17 protein-coding genes are annotated in these 15,825 nt (G+C 46.9%); 3 read left to right on the top strand and 14 right to left on the bottom strand.

Annotated features, from left to right (window positions below; genetic code table 11):
- The 6 genes from OEM52_08465 to OEM52_08440 form a co-directional block, all read right to left on the bottom strand.
- A partial coding sequence (locus OEM52_08465; protein ID MDK9700162.1) for a cyclic nucleotide-binding domain-containing protein occupies positions 1-214 on the bottom strand: 214 nt, incomplete at its 3' end.
- The gene (locus OEM52_08460) at positions 211-1,434 is read right to left on the bottom strand and encodes an NAD-binding protein (GenBank protein MDK9700161.1); all 1,224 of its coding nucleotides are present in this window, start codon (positions 1,432-1,434) and stop codon (positions 211-213) included. The genes OEM52_08465 and OEM52_08460, both read right to left, overlap by 4 nt.
- A gap of 2 nt (positions 1,435-1,436) precedes the next feature.
- On the bottom strand, positions 1,437-1,835 hold the full coding sequence (locus OEM52_08455) for a cupin domain-containing protein (GenBank protein MDK9700160.1): 399 nt from the start codon (positions 1,833-1,835) through the stop codon (positions 1,437-1,439).
- A 21-nt stretch (positions 1,836-1,856) separates the two neighbouring features.
- Positions 1,857-2,675 carry a hypothetical protein gene (locus OEM52_08450; protein ID MDK9700159.1) on the bottom strand — a complete coding sequence of 273 codons (819 nt, stop codon included), beginning with the start codon at positions 2,673-2,675 and terminating at the stop codon, positions 1,857-1,859.
- Positions 2,676-2,842: 167 nt separating this feature from the next.
- On the bottom strand, positions 2,843-4,504 hold the full coding sequence (ettA, locus tag OEM52_08445) for an energy-dependent translational throttle protein EttA (GenBank protein ID MDK9700158.1): 1,662 nt from the start codon (positions 4,502-4,504) through the stop codon (positions 2,843-2,845).
- Between the two features lie 280 nt (positions 4,505-4,784).
- Positions 4,785-4,982, bottom strand: coding sequence for a hypothetical protein (locus tag OEM52_08440; GenBank protein ID MDK9700157.1), 198 nt, complete (start codon positions 4,980-4,982; stop codon positions 4,785-4,787).
- A 125-nt stretch (positions 4,983-5,107) separates the two neighbouring features.
- Between OEM52_08440 and OEM52_08435 the strand changes: the two genes are divergently transcribed.
- Both OEM52_08435 and OEM52_08430 read left to right on the top strand, forming a co-directional pair.
- Positions 5,108-5,956, top strand: a complete 849-nt coding sequence (locus OEM52_08435) for a carotenoid biosynthesis protein (GenBank protein MDK9700156.1) — start codon at positions 5,108-5,110, stop codon at positions 5,954-5,956.
- Positions 5,953-6,753 (top strand): methyltransferase domain-containing protein, encoded by an 801-nt coding sequence (locus tag OEM52_08430; protein MDK9700155.1) that lies wholly within the window; start codon positions 5,953-5,955, stop codon positions 6,751-6,753. Before OEM52_08435 ends, OEM52_08430 begins: the two co-directional genes overlap by 4 nt.
- Before the next feature lie 225 nt (positions 6,754-6,978).
- On the opposite strand, the gene OEM52_08425 is transcribed toward OEM52_08430, so the two are convergent.
- The 3 genes from OEM52_08425 to OEM52_08415 all read right to left on the bottom strand — a co-directional run bounded on the left by OEM52_08425 (position 6,979) and on the right by OEM52_08415 (position 10,501).
- Entirely contained in the window at positions 6,979-8,583 is a 1,605-nt protein-coding gene (locus OEM52_08425) for a DUF4900 domain-containing protein (protein MDK9700154.1), read from the bottom strand.
- Positions 8,584-8,644: 61 nt separating this feature from the next.
- Positions 8,645-10,159, bottom strand: coding sequence for a DUF4900 domain-containing protein (locus tag OEM52_08420; GenBank protein ID MDK9700153.1), 1,515 nt, complete (start codon positions 10,157-10,159; stop codon positions 8,645-8,647).
- A 171-nt stretch (positions 10,160-10,330) separates the two neighbouring features.
- Positions 10,331-10,501 (bottom strand): hypothetical protein, encoded by a 171-nt coding sequence (locus tag OEM52_08415; GenBank protein MDK9700152.1) that lies wholly within the window; start codon positions 10,499-10,501, stop codon positions 10,331-10,333.
- 264 nt (positions 10,502-10,765) lie between these two features.
- Here OEM52_08415 and OEM52_08410 point away from each other — a divergent pair, with 264 nt between their 5' ends.
- Positions 10,766-11,182: an OsmC family protein gene (locus OEM52_08410; GenBank protein ID MDK9700151.1), complete on the top strand. Its 417-nt coding sequence runs from the start codon at positions 10,766-10,768 to the stop codon at positions 11,180-11,182.
- 420 nt (positions 11,183-11,602) lie between these two features.
- Here the strand turns inward: OEM52_08410 and OEM52_08405 are convergent, their stop codons facing one another.
- The 5 genes from OEM52_08405 to OEM52_08385 form a co-directional block, all read right to left on the bottom strand.
- A complete protein-coding gene (locus OEM52_08405) occupies positions 11,603-12,412 on the bottom strand; it encodes a hypothetical protein (protein MDK9700150.1) in 810 nt (269 codons plus the stop codon).
- Positions 12,413-12,590: 178 nt separating this feature from the next.
- Positions 12,591-12,875 (bottom strand): 4Fe-4S dicluster domain-containing protein, encoded by a 285-nt coding sequence (locus OEM52_08400; GenBank protein MDK9700149.1) that lies wholly within the window; start codon positions 12,873-12,875, stop codon positions 12,591-12,593.
- A gap of 11 nt (positions 12,876-12,886) precedes the next feature.
- Complete coding sequence (locus tag OEM52_08395; GenBank protein ID MDK9700148.1) at positions 12,887-14,197, bottom strand: FAD-dependent oxidoreductase; 1,311 nt, start codon at positions 14,195-14,197, stop codon at positions 12,887-12,889.
- A 23-nt stretch (positions 14,198-14,220) separates the two neighbouring features.
- Entirely contained in the window at positions 14,221-14,808 is a 588-nt protein-coding gene (locus tag OEM52_08390) for a hypothetical protein (protein ID MDK9700147.1), read from the bottom strand.
- Positions 14,809-14,860: 52 nt separating this feature from the next.
- Positions 14,861-15,802 (bottom strand): electron transfer flavoprotein subunit alpha/FixB family protein, encoded by a 942-nt coding sequence (locus OEM52_08385; GenBank protein MDK9700146.1) that lies wholly within the window; start codon positions 15,800-15,802, stop codon positions 14,861-14,863.
- Between the last annotated feature and the right edge of the window lie 23 nt (positions 15,803-15,825).

Raw genomic sequence — 15,825 nt, 5'->3', positions numbered from 1 at the left:
GGGTATTGTTGTCAAGTGTCATCCGTTGTAAGATCTCAATCTCACCATCCAACAGGAGAAACACCTCGGAACCGATTTCATTCTCTACGATGATGGTTTTGCCGCGCTCATAGGTGCGCTCAATCATCATCCCTAATATCGAATCGAAATCCTGATTCTCGAAATTCTCAAACAACGCAAAGCGCTTAAGGAAACTCCGGTCAATCGTAATCATCCTTCCTCCTTCCGTTTTTGATAAGGAGGCAAAGCTACTGCGATGTCACGTTTCTTGAGTTTCGTTTCGTCGGGCGGATTCATTCGGACTTGTTCCCGTTCGAGTTCCGATCCCGTCATCCCCGCTTCGTTAAACTTGCGACGGATAAACTCGTCAATTGACGAGATATCATGGGAGAGAATGTCGCCGACCGAAAGCAATGAGGTTTCCTGTAACAGACCAATAATCTGTCCGCCGGTACTCTTGCGATACTCATTGGCAAATTCGCCATAGGTGCGCTCGTACCATTCTTTCGCTATCGGCACTTTGATGAATGAGATGTTTTGCTGCGGACTAAGCAACTCATCGAACACCTTTGGAATACCGGGTGCAACGGCATGGGTTGCCAATAAAAATCCGGCATAGGGGGCAACCCATACGACCTCGTCGACGCCAGCCCGTTTGAGATGGTATATATTTTTCTCATCAGTTACCTGAGCATACAGCTTCGCGTTTTTATTCAAGGATCGTGCAGCTAATGCGACAAAGATTTGGCGGTCGTCGCCGCTAATACCGTTATCCGACAAAAGAATCACCGTCTGAGCTGATGAAAGATTCCCACGCTTCAACGTCTCTTCCTGCGTCGAATCCCCATGAACAAATTCCAATTTTAAGTCACGGAAGCGTTCAGCGACATTTTGCATTTCGTCGCCGCTCAACATATTAATCAGCACTATCCGCGGTTTGGATTCGGAAAATCGCTTCAGTCCTTCCAGTAAACTAATCGCGATACTATTCCATCCGCATACCACGATGTGTTCGGTCCAGTGAATTTTTTGCAATCCCCTCCCCTCCCGTAAACGCATAACTACAAACACCGATGAAATCGTCGCTGAGAATAAAGCTACCAGCGTGATTCCACCAAACATCAATAAAATCGCCGCACCTCTGCCAGATAAGGTAAATGGGACTAAATCACCATACCCGGTAGTCGTCATTGTTACGATTGCCCACCAAATCGCCTGAGTTATCGATTTAATCTGTGAACTTGACGAGTAGTTCTCTGCCGCCAACACCAGCAACGCACCAGCGACAATCAGCACAAACATCAAAACGAGAATAATGATTAGACCGGAGCGGTAAAGTTGTCGAAGGAATTCGTTCAACCACTGACGATGCGAGGCAAAAAATTCACGCAGCCAACGCAAAGCAGTATGGTAGAATGAGGATCTCGCTTGCATGGCTATTCGAATACTCCCGATTTTGGGTGGGGTTGTTCGACCTCTTCATCGTCGGCGTGCCATGCAGGATCGCATATACAAAGGAAGCGTAACAATTCGGTTCCATTATTTTCCAAACATTGCCATGCGCCGGGAGGAACAACAACCGCGTCGCCAGATACTACGGGTTGTAGTTCGTCATCGATTCGGATAGTTCCGGTTCCCGATAAGATGTAAAATATCTCAGTCGATTCCCGCAACCGATGCAATGCATTCGCTTGCTTGGGCTGAAGTTCTGCGACAGCGATGCTGCAACGCATCGGCAAACCGGAAGTGCACAATGGATGTAACAACTCGCAAAGGCGTGAACCATCGGCGACTGTCAACCAAGTCATGTTTGATGCGTTGCGTTTGCTCAACATGCAATCACGTGTTTTCGATTGTTACTTTCCACCAATCGTCACTGTTGAGGTGAGCCCATACTCCCAACTATTGATTAGTTCATAGTCCGGTGGACGGCGACCAGCAACAAAACGGGCAAACAGAACCGGCTGAAACCCGACGAAAGGAATGTTCAGTTGTTGCATCGGTAACGGGTAAGTGGCTCCCGATTCGACATATCCATAAGGTTTTACATCCTTTGACCAATGCGCTTGTCCGTTCGTTAGCCACGAAGTACCTAACAGTAGAGGCACCGACCAATCAGCGTGCGCATCGGCGCGGATCGATGATGTGTCAATCGGATAAATGTTGCGGACACTTGATACCGCCGCACCAATTACCATTGGCATCGCAGATTTATGCGCTACACGAGCGAAATCGGTATAGGGAATTTGTTGATCGTAACCGAGACTCGTTGTATAGTTTTGTGCCCGATACTTCTTATTCGTATCGAGATCGCTCTCAACACCCTCTTCGACATACCACGTTCCGATATAAGTACCTTGGAACAACTTTCCGGGATTTGGCATCGAGGCTCCCCAATTCATACCAAAGGCAAGAGCGGCATTGGCATGTCCTTGCGGATGATAATCGAACGGGTGAAGAATGTCTGCCGATACTTTTACATCGAAGCGGCGAAACCCGGTATTGCCAATTTTCTGACCGAATTTTAACAACCGGGTTTGCGGCAACGTAATCCCGATTGCTAACGTGGATGGGTCTTGTAGCATCGCTAACTCGATAGTCGGCAGTGCAAAGATAGATGAGGCAAATGAAGAAAGAATGCCGATTACTATGATATATCGTAACAAATGTTTCACAATAGATTCCCCTACTTGATACTTCCGAACGTTTTCTCTCAGGCGAACATTAAGTTCGTAGATTGGTTATTACAATGTAAAATAACTCGGGTGGGCATTGGAGCCCTCCTTTACCCTTCGATGTCGGTCACGAATCTCCGACAAACTGAATGAAAAAATGTGTTCTGTTATGTGAGGGAACGATAGAGACTACGGCGAGGTCGATCATACACCGCTCCTACCTCTTTCCGCCGCACCGCTTCATACGCTGCAAAGTTCCCTTCAAACCAGCGAATCGATGCATTCCCTTCAAATGCCAATATATGGGTGCAAATCCGGTCGAGAAAGTAACGGTCGTGACTAATCACCATTGCACATCCGTTGAACTCCACAATCGCATTTTCCAACATCCGAAGGGTTGCGATATCCAAATCGTTGGTTGGTTCGTCCAATAAGAGAAAATTTCCCCCGCGACGCAAGAGTTTCGCCAGATGTAAACGATTTCGTTCGCCGCCGGAAAGCTTGCCTACTTCCTTCTGTTGCGTGGAACCCTTGAAGCCAAACTTGCCGACGTAGGTGCGGGCATTGACCAATTGATTCCCAAATTCCAATTGATCGTGACCGCCGGCGATTTCCTGAAACACGGTATTTGTGTTATTCAAGTCGTCGCGGTGTTGATCGACATACGCCAATGAAACGGTTTCGCCGAGCCGCAGTGTGCCGGCATCGGGTTGCTCCTGTCCGGTAATCATTTTGAACAGTGTGGTTTTTCCGACGCCGTTGGGACCAATCACGCCGACAACCGCGCCACGCGGCAAATGTAAATCGAAAGTATCGATCAATTTCCGATTACCAAACGATTTGGAAACCCCTTTTAACTCTAACACAACATTGCCCAAGTGGGGACCGGGAGCAATCTGGATTTCATTGTTGCTGTCGCGAAACTCAAACGCCTCCTGTTCACGTTTTTCATATTCCAAGACGTGGTTCATGTTCCACTTGCTGCGGTCGGTTGCCGAAAGCTTGAGCCACGCCTGTTCACGTTTCAGGATTGCAAGTTTCGCAGATGGTTTTCCTTCGGCGTCGAGTAATGCAACTTTTTGATCGAGCCAACTGGTGTAATTCCCTTCCCAAGGGATACCTTTCGTATTCTCAAGTTCAAGGATCCATGCTGTGACATTATCGAGGAAGTAACGATCGTGAGTAATTAGAATTACCGTACCTTCATATTCCCTCAGTTGTTTTTCCAACCATGCAACCGTTTCCGCATCCAAGTGGTTGGTTGGTTCATCAAGTAATAATAAATCGGGTTTGTCAAGTAATGCTTTGCAGAGCGCAACCCGCCGACGTTCGCCACCAGAAAGCGTTTCGACTTTCTGATCGAAATCGGGGAGAAACAACGCATCAGCGGCTTTCTCTATCTGAGTATCGAGATTCCAACCGTCGACTGCTTCGATTTGATCCTGCAAAGTCGCCATTTTGTCGAGCGCCTTCTCCATTTCGTCAGGACCCATCTCACCCATTTTTTCAGTAATGGCATTGTATTCATCGAGAATTTTTCGAGTTGACGAGAACGATTCTTCGATGAGTTCGCGGACAGTTTTGGTGGTGTCGAGTTGTGGTTCTTGCGGAACATAACCTACCCGCACGCCTTTCAGGGGAGAAGCGTGCCCTTGGAAATTGTCATCCTGACCCGCCATAATGCGAAGCAGGGTCGATTTCCCGGAACCGTTATCGCCGACGACACCAATTTTTGCGCCAGCATAGAACGCGAGGTTGATATTATCCAATACCTTGTTTTGGCCGAAATACTTGACCAACCGGTACATTTCATATACATAAGGGGGCATTCGTTTTTCCTGTGTTTGTTTCCAGTAATATAAGAAGGGATTCGGGTGTACAAAGGGGGATAAGGGGTGAAGGTGAAGGATGTAAGGAGAAGGGTGTAAGTTGAAAGGTTTTGGGGGATGGGTTATGGGTATTGGGTAGGAGCGGATTGCCACGCCTGCCCGTAGTTGGAGGCTGGGCATGGAATAGTGCTCCTGCCGTATTCAACAATCTCCCTGCGGTCGTAACATAACCATAGAAAACCGCTCCCGGTCGAAAGTCAATGTTTGAGTTGGAGTTCACTTAACCATAGGTCGTATCGCCAGTTTCTAAGTAGTTGAGGTTTCCTGAGGGATCGAGTTCCGAATCGGAATCGTTAAGTACGCTTTGAAACGAACCCGAACTCATACCGTCGTTTAACTGTCTGGGTACTTCCATTGCCATCGCGGTATTCGACGATTCCGCTGTACTTTTGCGTATTTGGAGATTGTTTCCTTCCATCTTTTATTCCAAGTAAGTTTGGCGTACCTTTTTGAAGATTTCGACAGAGCAGAATGATTGTTCCAGTCGATAGATACATGCAAACAGGTTTGAACGACACATTCCCAACTTCAAAAAATTTACAAATGAGTAATCTGATCAGTTTTACTTCTGAAGAGCTGTATACGGTTTCATCGATTGGAACAGTACTACTCGCTTTGTTACTCACTATAGAAGAATATCTTCATCGACAGAGCAAAATCTCCGGTCATACGATTTCTGGATTGTTACTCGTGGCAATGGCATTAGCCACGATCCCTCATGTTATTGCATTTGCGACTCTTCAACAAGTTCTTATCAATCTTCCAATCTTTCTCCTCATTCCTTACTTTTCGGAAGCGGCAGCGATGCGATGGTCGAATTTGGTTGGTAAGTACCGGTATCGCGACCGCATCGGCCCCGTTTTACCACTCGGGGTGCCAGTAGGCGTGGTCTTTGCTTGGCTGATTATTCTCTATTGCTCATTCTTTACCGCTACGATCGTTGCGACCCTCCTATCGTTCTCACCCTTCCATTCAATGTGGTTCGTGCCACTCTTTGCAGCGCTCCTTTGCGTATTGTACGACCTGATAATCGACCCAATCAATGTTGCGGCAGGAAATTGGAGTTGGTCAGAGGAGTTGCAAAATCCGGTTTGGCTGAATCGAAAATTGGGAGCGAGCTGGTACAACATTCCGACTGGTAACTTTGTCGGTTGGTTTCTAATTGCTTTTCTCACTTTGAGTCTTACAACACTTTTAGGTGGTCTCCCAGTACTATCGCTCGAACCTGAAGCGAAATCAATGCTTGTTGCATTCCCACTTCTTTGGCAAAGTTTTGTGCTCGTCTTTCGAGCACTTGAGGCGCAACGGTTCCAGTTTCCTCATCTCGCCATCGCGAGTGCCCTGTACTCTCTCAGTATGGCAGTCCTCTTTCTTTGGTGGTTACGGTCATGAGTGAACCACTCTCTACTTACTACACACGTATGAGCGACTTGATCCGTATCGTTACTCACAGCAACGGGTATGCCAATCTTGGGTACTGCAATTCGGAAACAGAAGCGCCATTAAACGTCAATTCAACTCAACGTGCCTTAGTGAACAAAGTAGTCTCAAAGCTCAATTTGAAACCGGGTGAGATTGTTGTTGAATGCGGCAGTGGGAGGGGAGGACCCGCACAGCAAGTGGCAGCTGAGTATGGATGTCGAGTAATCGGAATCGAGTTACTGGATGAGCAGTTGAAACATCGGGTTGATGGTTGTGCCTCCTTCTTACAGGCAAACGTGCAACAACTCCCGCTTTGCGATGCTACAATCGATGCCATCTACTCGATTGAGAGCGCATTTCACTACCCGAACAAGAGTCAATTTCTTCGGGAAGTTGCCCGCGTCCTGAAGCCGGGGGGACGACTGGCGATTGCAGATGTAGTTTTGCGTGACAACTATCGCGGGTCATTTTACAAAAGGTTTCTTGAGAAAATCTTCGCCAGTCCAGTCTTCTTTTCTGATGAGCAGTATTGTAAAGCGGCATCACAGGCAGGATTGGAATTTGTTGCCGTCGATGATATCACCAGTGGAGTAGCGCAAGGAGTGCGCCACTTGGGAGGGACAGTGCAACAGTATCAACGGGAGCTGCTAAGTGCCGGTTATTCGCTTTGCTACCTGATTCTCATTAAAGTTTGTACCCGGTTTGGGCGATGGCTCTATTGGCTCCAACCGGGTCGCTACACAACCTATATGATGGTAAAAAGATGACGATTTTTGTCGTTGCAAAGGACGGAACATAAAAACGTCCGAAGGACTCTCGAAGAGGAATGACGAAGCTAACTATCGTCAAATGCAGAGGCTGCTATGATGAAGAGACAGTACAAATGCCATTGAATACAGCAAACTTTCAATAGCCGCAGGACGGCGGTTTCCTCACAAAGACAAGACAAGGGCGAACACAAGGTTCGCCCGTACTCGACAAAATGGAGTATTCTATTCGGGGGGAGGGTCGCTCCATTCGTAGGTGTAGCCTTGTTGCAAGGCGCGGGGGGCATCGTCTTCCCATAGACCAATTGAAAGGTTGTTGTCACCTGATTCTGGAAACAAATCTGTAAATGGAGGTGGATTCCAAGAATATCGACGATCATAACGAAAAAGTAAACGATAACCGGTGGAAATTTGAGTGGTCTGCGAATTATTCGTATGAAATGATTCGGCTCGACGTTGAGTTAGGGATCCATGCAAATAAATAATACCGCGCTCATCGGTACCGTGATCAGGACATTGATACACATACGATTCATCGCCTTCATCACTATTCTGTTGTTGGAATGTTACACTTGAGTTTAAGGATATGTAGCTACCATGCAATGCAATATCTCGACGATTTTGTGATCCAACGCTTACACTAAAATGGTTCCCGCCGTCACCGCGACCATTCGCATAGGTATTCGCGATGAGAATTCCAGTAAGCGGATCGAATCTTGTTTGGCCATGTTGAGCCTCACTTATGACAGTTATGTTGTTTGATGAACTCGGCGATATGATGTATGGCCAAGTCATTGCATCTGTCAAGACTAGATTGTCCATAAGTCGAATGCTTCCTTCAGCGCCTATGCCTACTCTCCCAGTAATGTTTCCTTGTATCCAAAGATCACCATCACAAAAGATTGGGTAGTTTTGAACTGAGGGGAGTGTAATTGTACTAACAGGTGGTTCTACCATAAAGGGGGAAGTTGTTCCGGTACGCCAAATCCAGACATCGGCCGCGGAACCGCGAAAGCGTAAACCATAGGTCTCTTCCCTATTACGAGTATCGAGCCAAGTTCCTCCAGCGGCAGCCGCTTGTCGAAGCGACCAAGCGATTCTTGGCATTTTTGCACGAAGAACCATTTCGCGATAACCGGGAATCGGTTTTGCTGCGAAATGTACCCCCAATGTATCGCGCAACCTACCACCAGATGTAACAAATCCACCAAAATATGCCCCAGGTCTCATACCAATGTGAGAGTTTGAGTGCACTTTTCCGTAAAGAAAATCCCCACCTTCAAAATACTGAAACTCACCATTTCGAGTTAATTCAGAATCTGAGTAGTAGAGATAATCAGAAAACTGAGTTAGTTTTACACGAATCTTTACACGACGTTTGACACACTGGAGTTTGCCATTATTATCGCGATACTCGGCAATCCCTACTGCACTGCACAAGTATTCAGTACGACTACTCCCAACAATTGCTGGATAAGAACCAGATGGATTGCGCTCAATTCTCGCATCCTCATACTTACCCATGTTCGGAATAATACCATTATTGAAGTGATAAACGCTTGGGAAAAAGGAATCTCTAAGTCGCATGCCGCGAAGGAAGGAAATCGGATGGGCAATCACTGCCGCCTGTGCAGTATAGAATGCCTGCATTTCCGCGACCCGGCGTCGACCGTTTACCAAACTCGCATTCTGCCATTTTAGAAACGCCAGTCCGGTATAAAGCAACAACGCCGACATCGTTACTGCCATAACGAGGGAGTATCCGGCAGTGGTTTTTCCATGCAGGAAACGGGGACATTTTTGTTTACCGGTGTTTTTAGATTTCATCATCGTATCATCTCATTTTATTGATTCGTCGCATCACGAATCTTCACACATATTTGCAAATGGATTACTCGCGAATCGGGGGGTCTCCTAATTCGTAAGTATTTCGTCGATTGGTTTGGAATGCGGCGCGCGGATCATCGTACCAACCAATCACAGAAAACATCCGGTCGGTAGAATCCATTGGGAAGTTAGTGAAAGGTGGGTTAACATCATTGAACCGCCGGTCATATTTAAGCACACGATAAAATCCAGTACGAATACCAGTAGTTTCGGTATTTCCACGGTGAAAATATCCTCGGCGATGTTGAATCAATCCGCCTGTGAAGTAGAGATAACCGCGCAAATCTTGTTGGTGTTCAGGGCAGCTATAAACATAAGGTTCATACCCTTCGTTATCGTTGTGTTGTTGAAACGTGAAACTCGAATTGAGAACGATGATGAATGCATGGATAGCGATATCGCGGCGGTTTTGATTGGTACCAATGGGAAAGTGATTTCCTCCATCCTCTCGACCATTCTCCCAAGTATTCGCGATGAGTACTCCCGTCCACGGATCCGTTCTCATCACTGGTTCATGGGCATGACTCACTAATGTCAAAAAGTTCGGCGATGTTTCGGGAACGGTGTATGGATAATTTTGTGCGTCCTCATATACGATGTTATCCATTATCCTGAGATTCCCCTCTGCTCCGATTCCAAGATTTCCCCGTACGAACCCTTTGATCCATAAATCGCCAGTACAGAAAATCGCAAACGGAACATCCGGGTTCCATGAAATTGTTTGAGTTATTCGATCAATTTCGCCATACGGCGAATCCGATCCGGTTTGCCATTTCCAAACATTCGCTTGATTTCCAACGATTTGTAGTCCGTGAATGTAGTTTGATCCTTCTCGATCAAGCCAAATGCCAGTGTTTACGGCTGATTCCCGAATTGAAATGTATTGAAAGGGATAGTGCTGATGGGGATAGTGTTCACGATAACCCGGTGGTGGATACGCAGAAAATATTGAGCCGTTCGGGGTTAGAATTCTTCCGACAGTTGTAACAAATCCTCTGAAAACAGCACCGCTATGAACCCCAATGTCACTATTGGAATGGAATCTGCCTTCAATTGTATCTCCCGAAAAGAACCATATAAACTCCCCAAATCGGGTTTGTTCAATATCGTTCATCCACATGATTCGATTTAACCCACCATAGTTTACTTTTACCCGGCAATACACTCTTCGCTTCACTTCAGTTAAGCGACTGTTTCCGGTAGCGAATGTTGCAATACCGGTAGCCGCACAAACGAATTCACTCTTCCAGTTGTCGAATCTTTTATCGAATACTTTTTGGATTCTGACGTTCTCATACTTTCCCATGTTAGGGATTTCTCCATCGTTGAAGGCAATGACTGCAGGAGTTTGGAGGTTGCGCAAATCGGACGCCCGCAGATGCTGCAGCGGGATTTGGATGATGGCGGCTTGCGCGGTGTAGTAGGCCTGGATTTCTGCGATTTGGTGGTGTGAGGAGTAATAGGATGTAGTCTGCCATTTCAAATAGGCGAGACATGCCGCCAGCAACAACGTAGACATTGCTACTGCATATACGATCGAATAACCGTTAGTTGAGTTTCGGCGAAGGAATTCCAGAGGAGTTATATCCCCAATCCCATGGTTCATTATCATCATCATTCACTAAAATCGATTTCATCGCATCACACGCAGACTTTCTGCGCTATCAATATCAAAGATACATCGTACGGATTAACGAACCGAGGAGATTTCCGGTCGTTGCTGGGTTGTTCCGCGCAATTGCATCGTTGATATAACAAGAATGGAAACAAGTAGGATTGCACCTACAAAAGCCAAGAGGAAACCAGCTTGGCGGACGGAATCGGTGCCTTCGTCCAATTGTGGTTTGAAGTCATTCCTCATGTTCGGATCCTCCTATCAAAGTTTGTTGAAGAACTCTTAACCAATCACTGTGCAAAAATCACACCAGATTACAACTCTTTACAATTTCAATCGTTGTAAAATTCAGGTGGTAGAATTGTGCGCATTTTGTGCACATTCAATGTATTTCTTGCGTGCTATGCCGCACTTTTCTTTGCTTTTTACGTAACATTGTTAGCTATCTTTTATAGTATCGGTAGAATCACCGACAAACTCAACACAACCACCTTGAGAAAGGAAAATTCAATGAAGATTCAAATGAAGTGGGTTGATGGTCTGCAGTTTTACTCACAAGCTGAAACCGGTCACGGACTACCACTGGCATCACGACTCGATTCCAACGAACCCCTCCATGGAATCCGACCAGTCGAGCTAATACTACACGCCCTCGCCGGGTGCAGCGGCATGGACATCATCTCCATTTTGCAAAAAATGAAGCAGCCGATTGTAAAGTACTGGATCGATGTCGATGCCGACCGCGCCGATCAACACCCGAAGGTGTTTACAAAAATCCGATTGGTATATCACTTCACCGGAAAAGGAATCGATCCCGCCGCTGTAGAAAAAGCAATGCATTTAAGTCACACGAAGTATTGTTCGGTGAGTGCGATGCTTAGTAAAGCGTGTGAGATTGAATCGAGTTACCAGATTCACGAAGAGTAGACGTAGGCTATGATGAATCTCGTCGTCGTTGGGTGGACACGAGTTCCACACGTACTCATCTTAACGTTAACTCAATGAGTGGGAATAATGTCAACCGTACTCATGAAAGTGGTTAAAATCTGAGTGATGAAGGTGTATAACGAAACAAGCCCGCGATGAAGCGGGCTTGTTCCGTGCGCGTCGGGATGTTGAACCATCGTAAGCTGTGCAAGTGAACCGTGCCCCGACAATCTTTTCCCACACAGAAGGCAAATCTAAGTAAGCTTGGGAGAAACTGTCAAAGTTGCAGATCAAGTAGCTGTCCTAATAGATAACAAGATCCGTGCCAACTGATTCCGACTACCCAGAAAACAGTTATTACTTATTTTACAATTACTTATAATAATCGCTTCAATTGTGAGGTGTGCAAAGATTGCAGTTTCAATGCATGAATTGCAGAATGTTCACTTGGAAAGAGACCGTCGGGGAACCGTCCGGTGAGGAAATGGTTACTGTGTTTTCGATTGGTACTTTGCCAAACAACACATCACTGACACCAAGTAAATGGATAAGACCGACCGAACCCCAGAGATACCCCTGTTTCCGGTACCAATCTTTGTAATCGTTCCATTTTTCGACTGGGTTGTTATTGGTACGAGCTTTCTGGTAGTCGTCTTTTGCATTGGCTGTAGAAATTGTTGCATAGGTCGCTGCACCGATTGCGGCGATTTCCAACGAGCCAAAAATCCAAGCGTGGGCGATCTTCTCCTGACGAGCTAACCCCCAGGCTGGAAATAGTAAACCGGAAGGTGTGCCACGCCAGCGTGTTTCATATTTTCGCAACCGAAGGAGGTCTTCTTTCGAGGTGGTGGTTTGCGATTGGATTACATGGCGGGCTTCGCTAAAAATCTCAAAAATTTTCGGAGAGATAGCGTCAGGATCGAGTTGATAATCCGGTTTTAAGGTCAATGCTCGTAGAAACGCTTGCTTTGCGCCATCCCGGTCATTCTTGGCGACATAGGCGTAGGCGAGCAACATTTCCAATCGAAAGCGTTCCTCAGAGGAAACATCTTTCCGATTTAGCGCACTAACTGCAAGTTGTTCGGCAGCGTCGATTTCACCGTACCGGTACAAAGAATCGATGGAATTAATAACTGTTGGAATCGGTTCGAGAGCGTTAGAAAGTGTTGTTTGGGCTAATACACAAACAACAATCAGAAGAAGGAGAAATGTCGGTTTCGAATGCCGCAATTTCAATCCAGTGAAAAAAAATTGATTTACCGTAAACAAGTAGTGCGTGACTGTCCGTTTTTTGTTTCAGCGTTCGACAAATTGAGAAGACAGTCGAAGAGATTATGTTTTGTCCGTTAGGCAGAAGTACTTAAACTCCAGCTTTTCTCAGACAGGATTGTCTGAGCTACATTCGGAATCATCCTTCGCGGTAGATGACGCCCTTGCCACCAGTGGGATAAAACCACTTCACGTGACCGGGCGCCGCTATCCGGCAAGTACCGCACTCGACACAATTCTCAAAATTTACGACACAACTGCCGTCGTCTTCCTTCTTCACATACACCTGCGCCGGGCAAACATACAGGATTGCCTGCATCGCATCGGTTTTAAATTTCTCTTGATCGACGGCGATGTGAGATGCCCGGTCGTGATCATATTTGAGCAGACCGAGTTTCTCTTCTATCGTTTTCAATAAGCCCATCTCTATACCCCCTAAAACATCGCCTTACGGACTTTCCACGCATCCATCATCATCGTCATCCACGGTACCCGACGTCGCAATTTCTTGAAGACATCCTTTTCGACGTCGGCTTTGGGAGTGTCGGACAATGCAAAGTAATCGCCCAAAAGTTCCGCGGCAAGTTCCGGGTAATCGCGGAGGAAATGTGGGTTCGTATTAAAGAAATTGGTCATGTGACGATATTTCTTTAAGTCTTTGAGGACAAAGCTATTTTCCAGTTTATCGCGATACATACGTAATGTCAGCGATGTAAAATCATTTCGCTTCACCGCTTCGATTACGGTCTCGGCGGCAAATACTCCCGAAGCCATCGCGAGGTTCGTTCCCTCCTGATGATGACTGCTGTTGACCAAGCCTGCTGCATCGCCGGTGACTAAAAAGCCGTCCATGAAGCAACCGGGCAGATGATCATAGCCATACTCCGGAATCATGTGCGCGGAATATTCGACTGCTTCACCCCCTTTTATCAAGGGACGGATTGCCGGGTGTTGTTTGAAATGCTCCAGAACATCATTGGGACTCTTCTTGTGACGCATCATTTCGCCAATGGTAACCCCAGTACCAATCGAGAGCGAATCTTTGTTGGTGTAGACAAATCCAGCGCCGAACATCCCGAAGAGCCCCTCGCCAAAGTATGCGGCGGCGACACCTTCATTGCCTTCCAATTGGAACCGGTCTTCGATAACGGAAGGATCGAGTTTGATGACTTCCTTTGCTGCTGTCACCATGTGGTCGGGATCAAATTCTTCCGTGCGTAATCCGGCTTGCAACGTCAAGTAGCTGTGAACACCTTCGGCAGAAATGACAACATCGGCGAAAAATTCTTCATTGCCCGGCTCGGTTCGGACACCAATCACTCGACCATTGTCGATAATTAGTTCTTTTACCATTACCCCGGTCGCGAGCATGGCACCGGCTTCCTCGGCTTTGCTAGCAAACCAATTGTCGAATTTTGCCCGCAAGGCAACAAAGGAAAAATTGCGCTTCGGATGCTGCTCGTAGCGTTTCGTCTTGAAGTCGACTGCTATTTCGGCGTCCTTCGCCATCAGCGAAAACCGCTTCCGGGTGACGTAGCGTTCGAGGGGCGCTTCTTCCAGCCATTCGGGAACGAGCGTGTCAAGAATCGTAGTATAGAGTACGCCACCGAAGAGATTCTTCGAACCAGCCGTCTCACCCCGTTCGAGCAAGAGCACTTCGATCCCGGCACGGGCAAGCGTGAGCGCAGCCGCTGAACCAGCAGGTCCTGCTCCGACCACGATACAAGTTACTTTTTCATCTGCCATTTGATAACCACAATTTATTAATTTTAAGGGATCACATGATAATCGGATAAACGATAAACCGATTTAATACATACTCCCGTTGCAGAATCGGCTTGTTCTTGGTAAAGGATACCAACCCCAGGTTTGATTTTATGAATCGAATACGCATACACATCAGATTGTCGGTATCTGACACAACCGGAAAATGTTCCCGCTGGTACTTGTAAATATTCATTATGTAATTCGCAGCGAATTGTTCCTGAGTATGACATCCATGTTTGCCCAGTTTCTACAGGGTACTTGAACCAAATCGATGTACCTGAACCATCATATTCCCAAAAACCTGTGTCTCGATTTTGGTAAAAGTGATCGGCAAATTTACGATCTTTTGCGCCAAACCATGTATTATTCTGTACTGTTACAGTCGAGTCGAACCGCAAAGTATCCAGTCGAGATTGTACTAATACACCACCCCGATAGGATTCGTAACGATAAACCCAATAGTTATAAATACTTAACGGAATCAGGTTGCCTCGAACTTCTCCAGAGTTATCTACTGGATTATTCGTTGAATCATCTGAACACCCTACAAACAGAAAACAAAAAAATAACATACAGAATGTGTACTTCATCGTTCACTCCGTCTATAAGTAAAATGGCGTGGAAACAACCACGCCAACATTTTTACTTCTTGAGTGCTGTCGTCAATTTTGGGACGATATCGAATGCGTCGCCGATGATGCCATAGTCCGCGGCTTTCCAGATCGGCGCTTGGGCATCGGGATTGATCGCGACAATGGTTTTCGAGCTATTCATTCCGGCGAGGTGTTGTACGGCGCCGCTAATCGCAATCGCAAAATAGAGCGAGGGAGAAACGGTTTTACCCGTCTGACCGACTTGCTCTTCGTGGGGACGCCAACCGGCATCCACGACCGCGCGGGATGCTCCCACAGCCGCACCCAACGTATCCGCCAATTCTTCGATCATGGCAAAACCTTCAGCGCTCTTAAGGCCACGACCACCGGCAACGATAACATCGGCTTCGGTAACTAATGGACGTGCCGACGACGCGACTTTCGTCTCGATTACTTTCGCACGAATCGCTGGGATTGTAACGGAAAGTTCAGTCACCGTGCCAGCTCGTGGCGCTTCGATTGGCAAAAATGCTTTCGGACGGAGCGAGACGATTTTCTTTGCCGCTGTTGTCGAGAGCGTTTGAATCGCTTTTCCGGCGAAGACGGGATGAGTCGAAACAAGTTTATCGCCATCGGCTGTAATAGCCGTTACATCAATCATGAGGGCCGCTTCGGTTACCATCGCTAAACGGGGTGCGATATCGCGTCCAGCCGGTGTTGCTGCTAAGAAGAGCGTTCCAATGTCCGCCGTTGCCATTGCTTGTTGTAGCGCTGCAGTATAGCCTTCGGTCGAGTACGTGGCGAGGGTGTCGTTCTTGATAACGATAACATTGTCAGCGCCATACTTCGCGCAATCGGTAGCACATCCGGCGTCGAAGGTAACAGCTGTTACCGAGTCATTTCCGGCGAGGCGGTGTGCCTCGCTCAACGTAGCGAGGGAGACGGTTAATGGTTTTGCGTTTTTTGTTTCAATCCAAACAAGAAAATTCATCGGTTCCTCATTGCATATGGCAG

The organism is bacterium, assembly GCA_030247525.1.
Taxonomy (GTDB): Bacteria; Electryoneota; JAOADG01; order JAOADG01; family JAOADG01; genus JAOTSC01.
This window is presented reverse-complemented; position numbering and strand designations above follow the sequence as displayed.

Bases quoted from the DNA above. Each gene is read 5' to 3' on its own strand.
- OEM52_08410 (MDK9700151.1), top strand. From the start codon at position 10,766: ATGAAGATTCAAATGAAGTGGGTTGATGGTCTGCAGTTTTACTCACAA.
- OEM52_08455 (MDK9700160.1), bottom strand. From the start codon at position 1,835: ATGTTGAGCAAACGCAACGCATCAAACATGACTTGGTTGACAGTCGCC.
- OEM52_08395 (MDK9700148.1), bottom strand. From the start codon at position 14,197: ATGGCAGATGAAAAAGTAACTTGTATCGTGGTCGGAGCAGGACCTGCT.
- OEM52_08400 (MDK9700149.1), bottom strand. From the start codon at position 12,875: ATGGGCTTATTGAAAACGATAGAAGAGAAACTCGGTCTGCTCAAATAT.
- OEM52_08420 (MDK9700153.1), bottom strand. From the start codon at position 10,159: ATGTCTACGTTGTTGCTGGCGGCATGTCTCGCCTATTTGAAATGGCAG.
- OEM52_08460 (MDK9700161.1), bottom strand. From the start codon at position 1,434: ATGCAAGCGAGATCCTCATTCTACCATACTGCTTTGCGTTGGCTGCGT.
- OEM52_08385 (MDK9700146.1), bottom strand. From the start codon at position 15,802: ATGAATTTTCTTGTTTGGATTGAAACAAAAAACGCAAAACCATTAACC.
- OEM52_08430 (MDK9700155.1), top strand. From the start codon at position 5,953: ATGAGTGAACCACTCTCTACTTACTACACACGTATGAGCGACTTGATC.
- OEM52_08425 (MDK9700154.1), bottom strand. From the start codon at position 8,583: ATGATGAAATCTAAAAACACCGGTAAACAAAAATGTCCCCGTTTCCTG.
- OEM52_08440 (MDK9700157.1), bottom strand. From the start codon at position 4,982: ATGGAAGGAAACAATCTCCAAATACGCAAAAGTACAGCGGAATCGTCG.
- OEM52_08415 (MDK9700152.1), bottom strand. From the start codon at position 10,501: ATGAGGAATGACTTCAAACCACAATTGGACGAAGGCACCGATTCCGTC.
- ettA (MDK9700158.1), bottom strand. From the start codon at position 4,504: ATGCCCCCTTATGTATATGAAATGTACCGGTTGGTCAAGTATTTCGGC.
- OEM52_08435 (MDK9700156.1), top strand. From the start codon at position 5,108: ATGAGTAATCTGATCAGTTTTACTTCTGAAGAGCTGTATACGGTTTCA.
- OEM52_08390 (MDK9700147.1), bottom strand. From the start codon at position 14,808: ATGAAGTACACATTCTGTATGTTATTTTTTTGTTTTCTGTTTGTAGGG.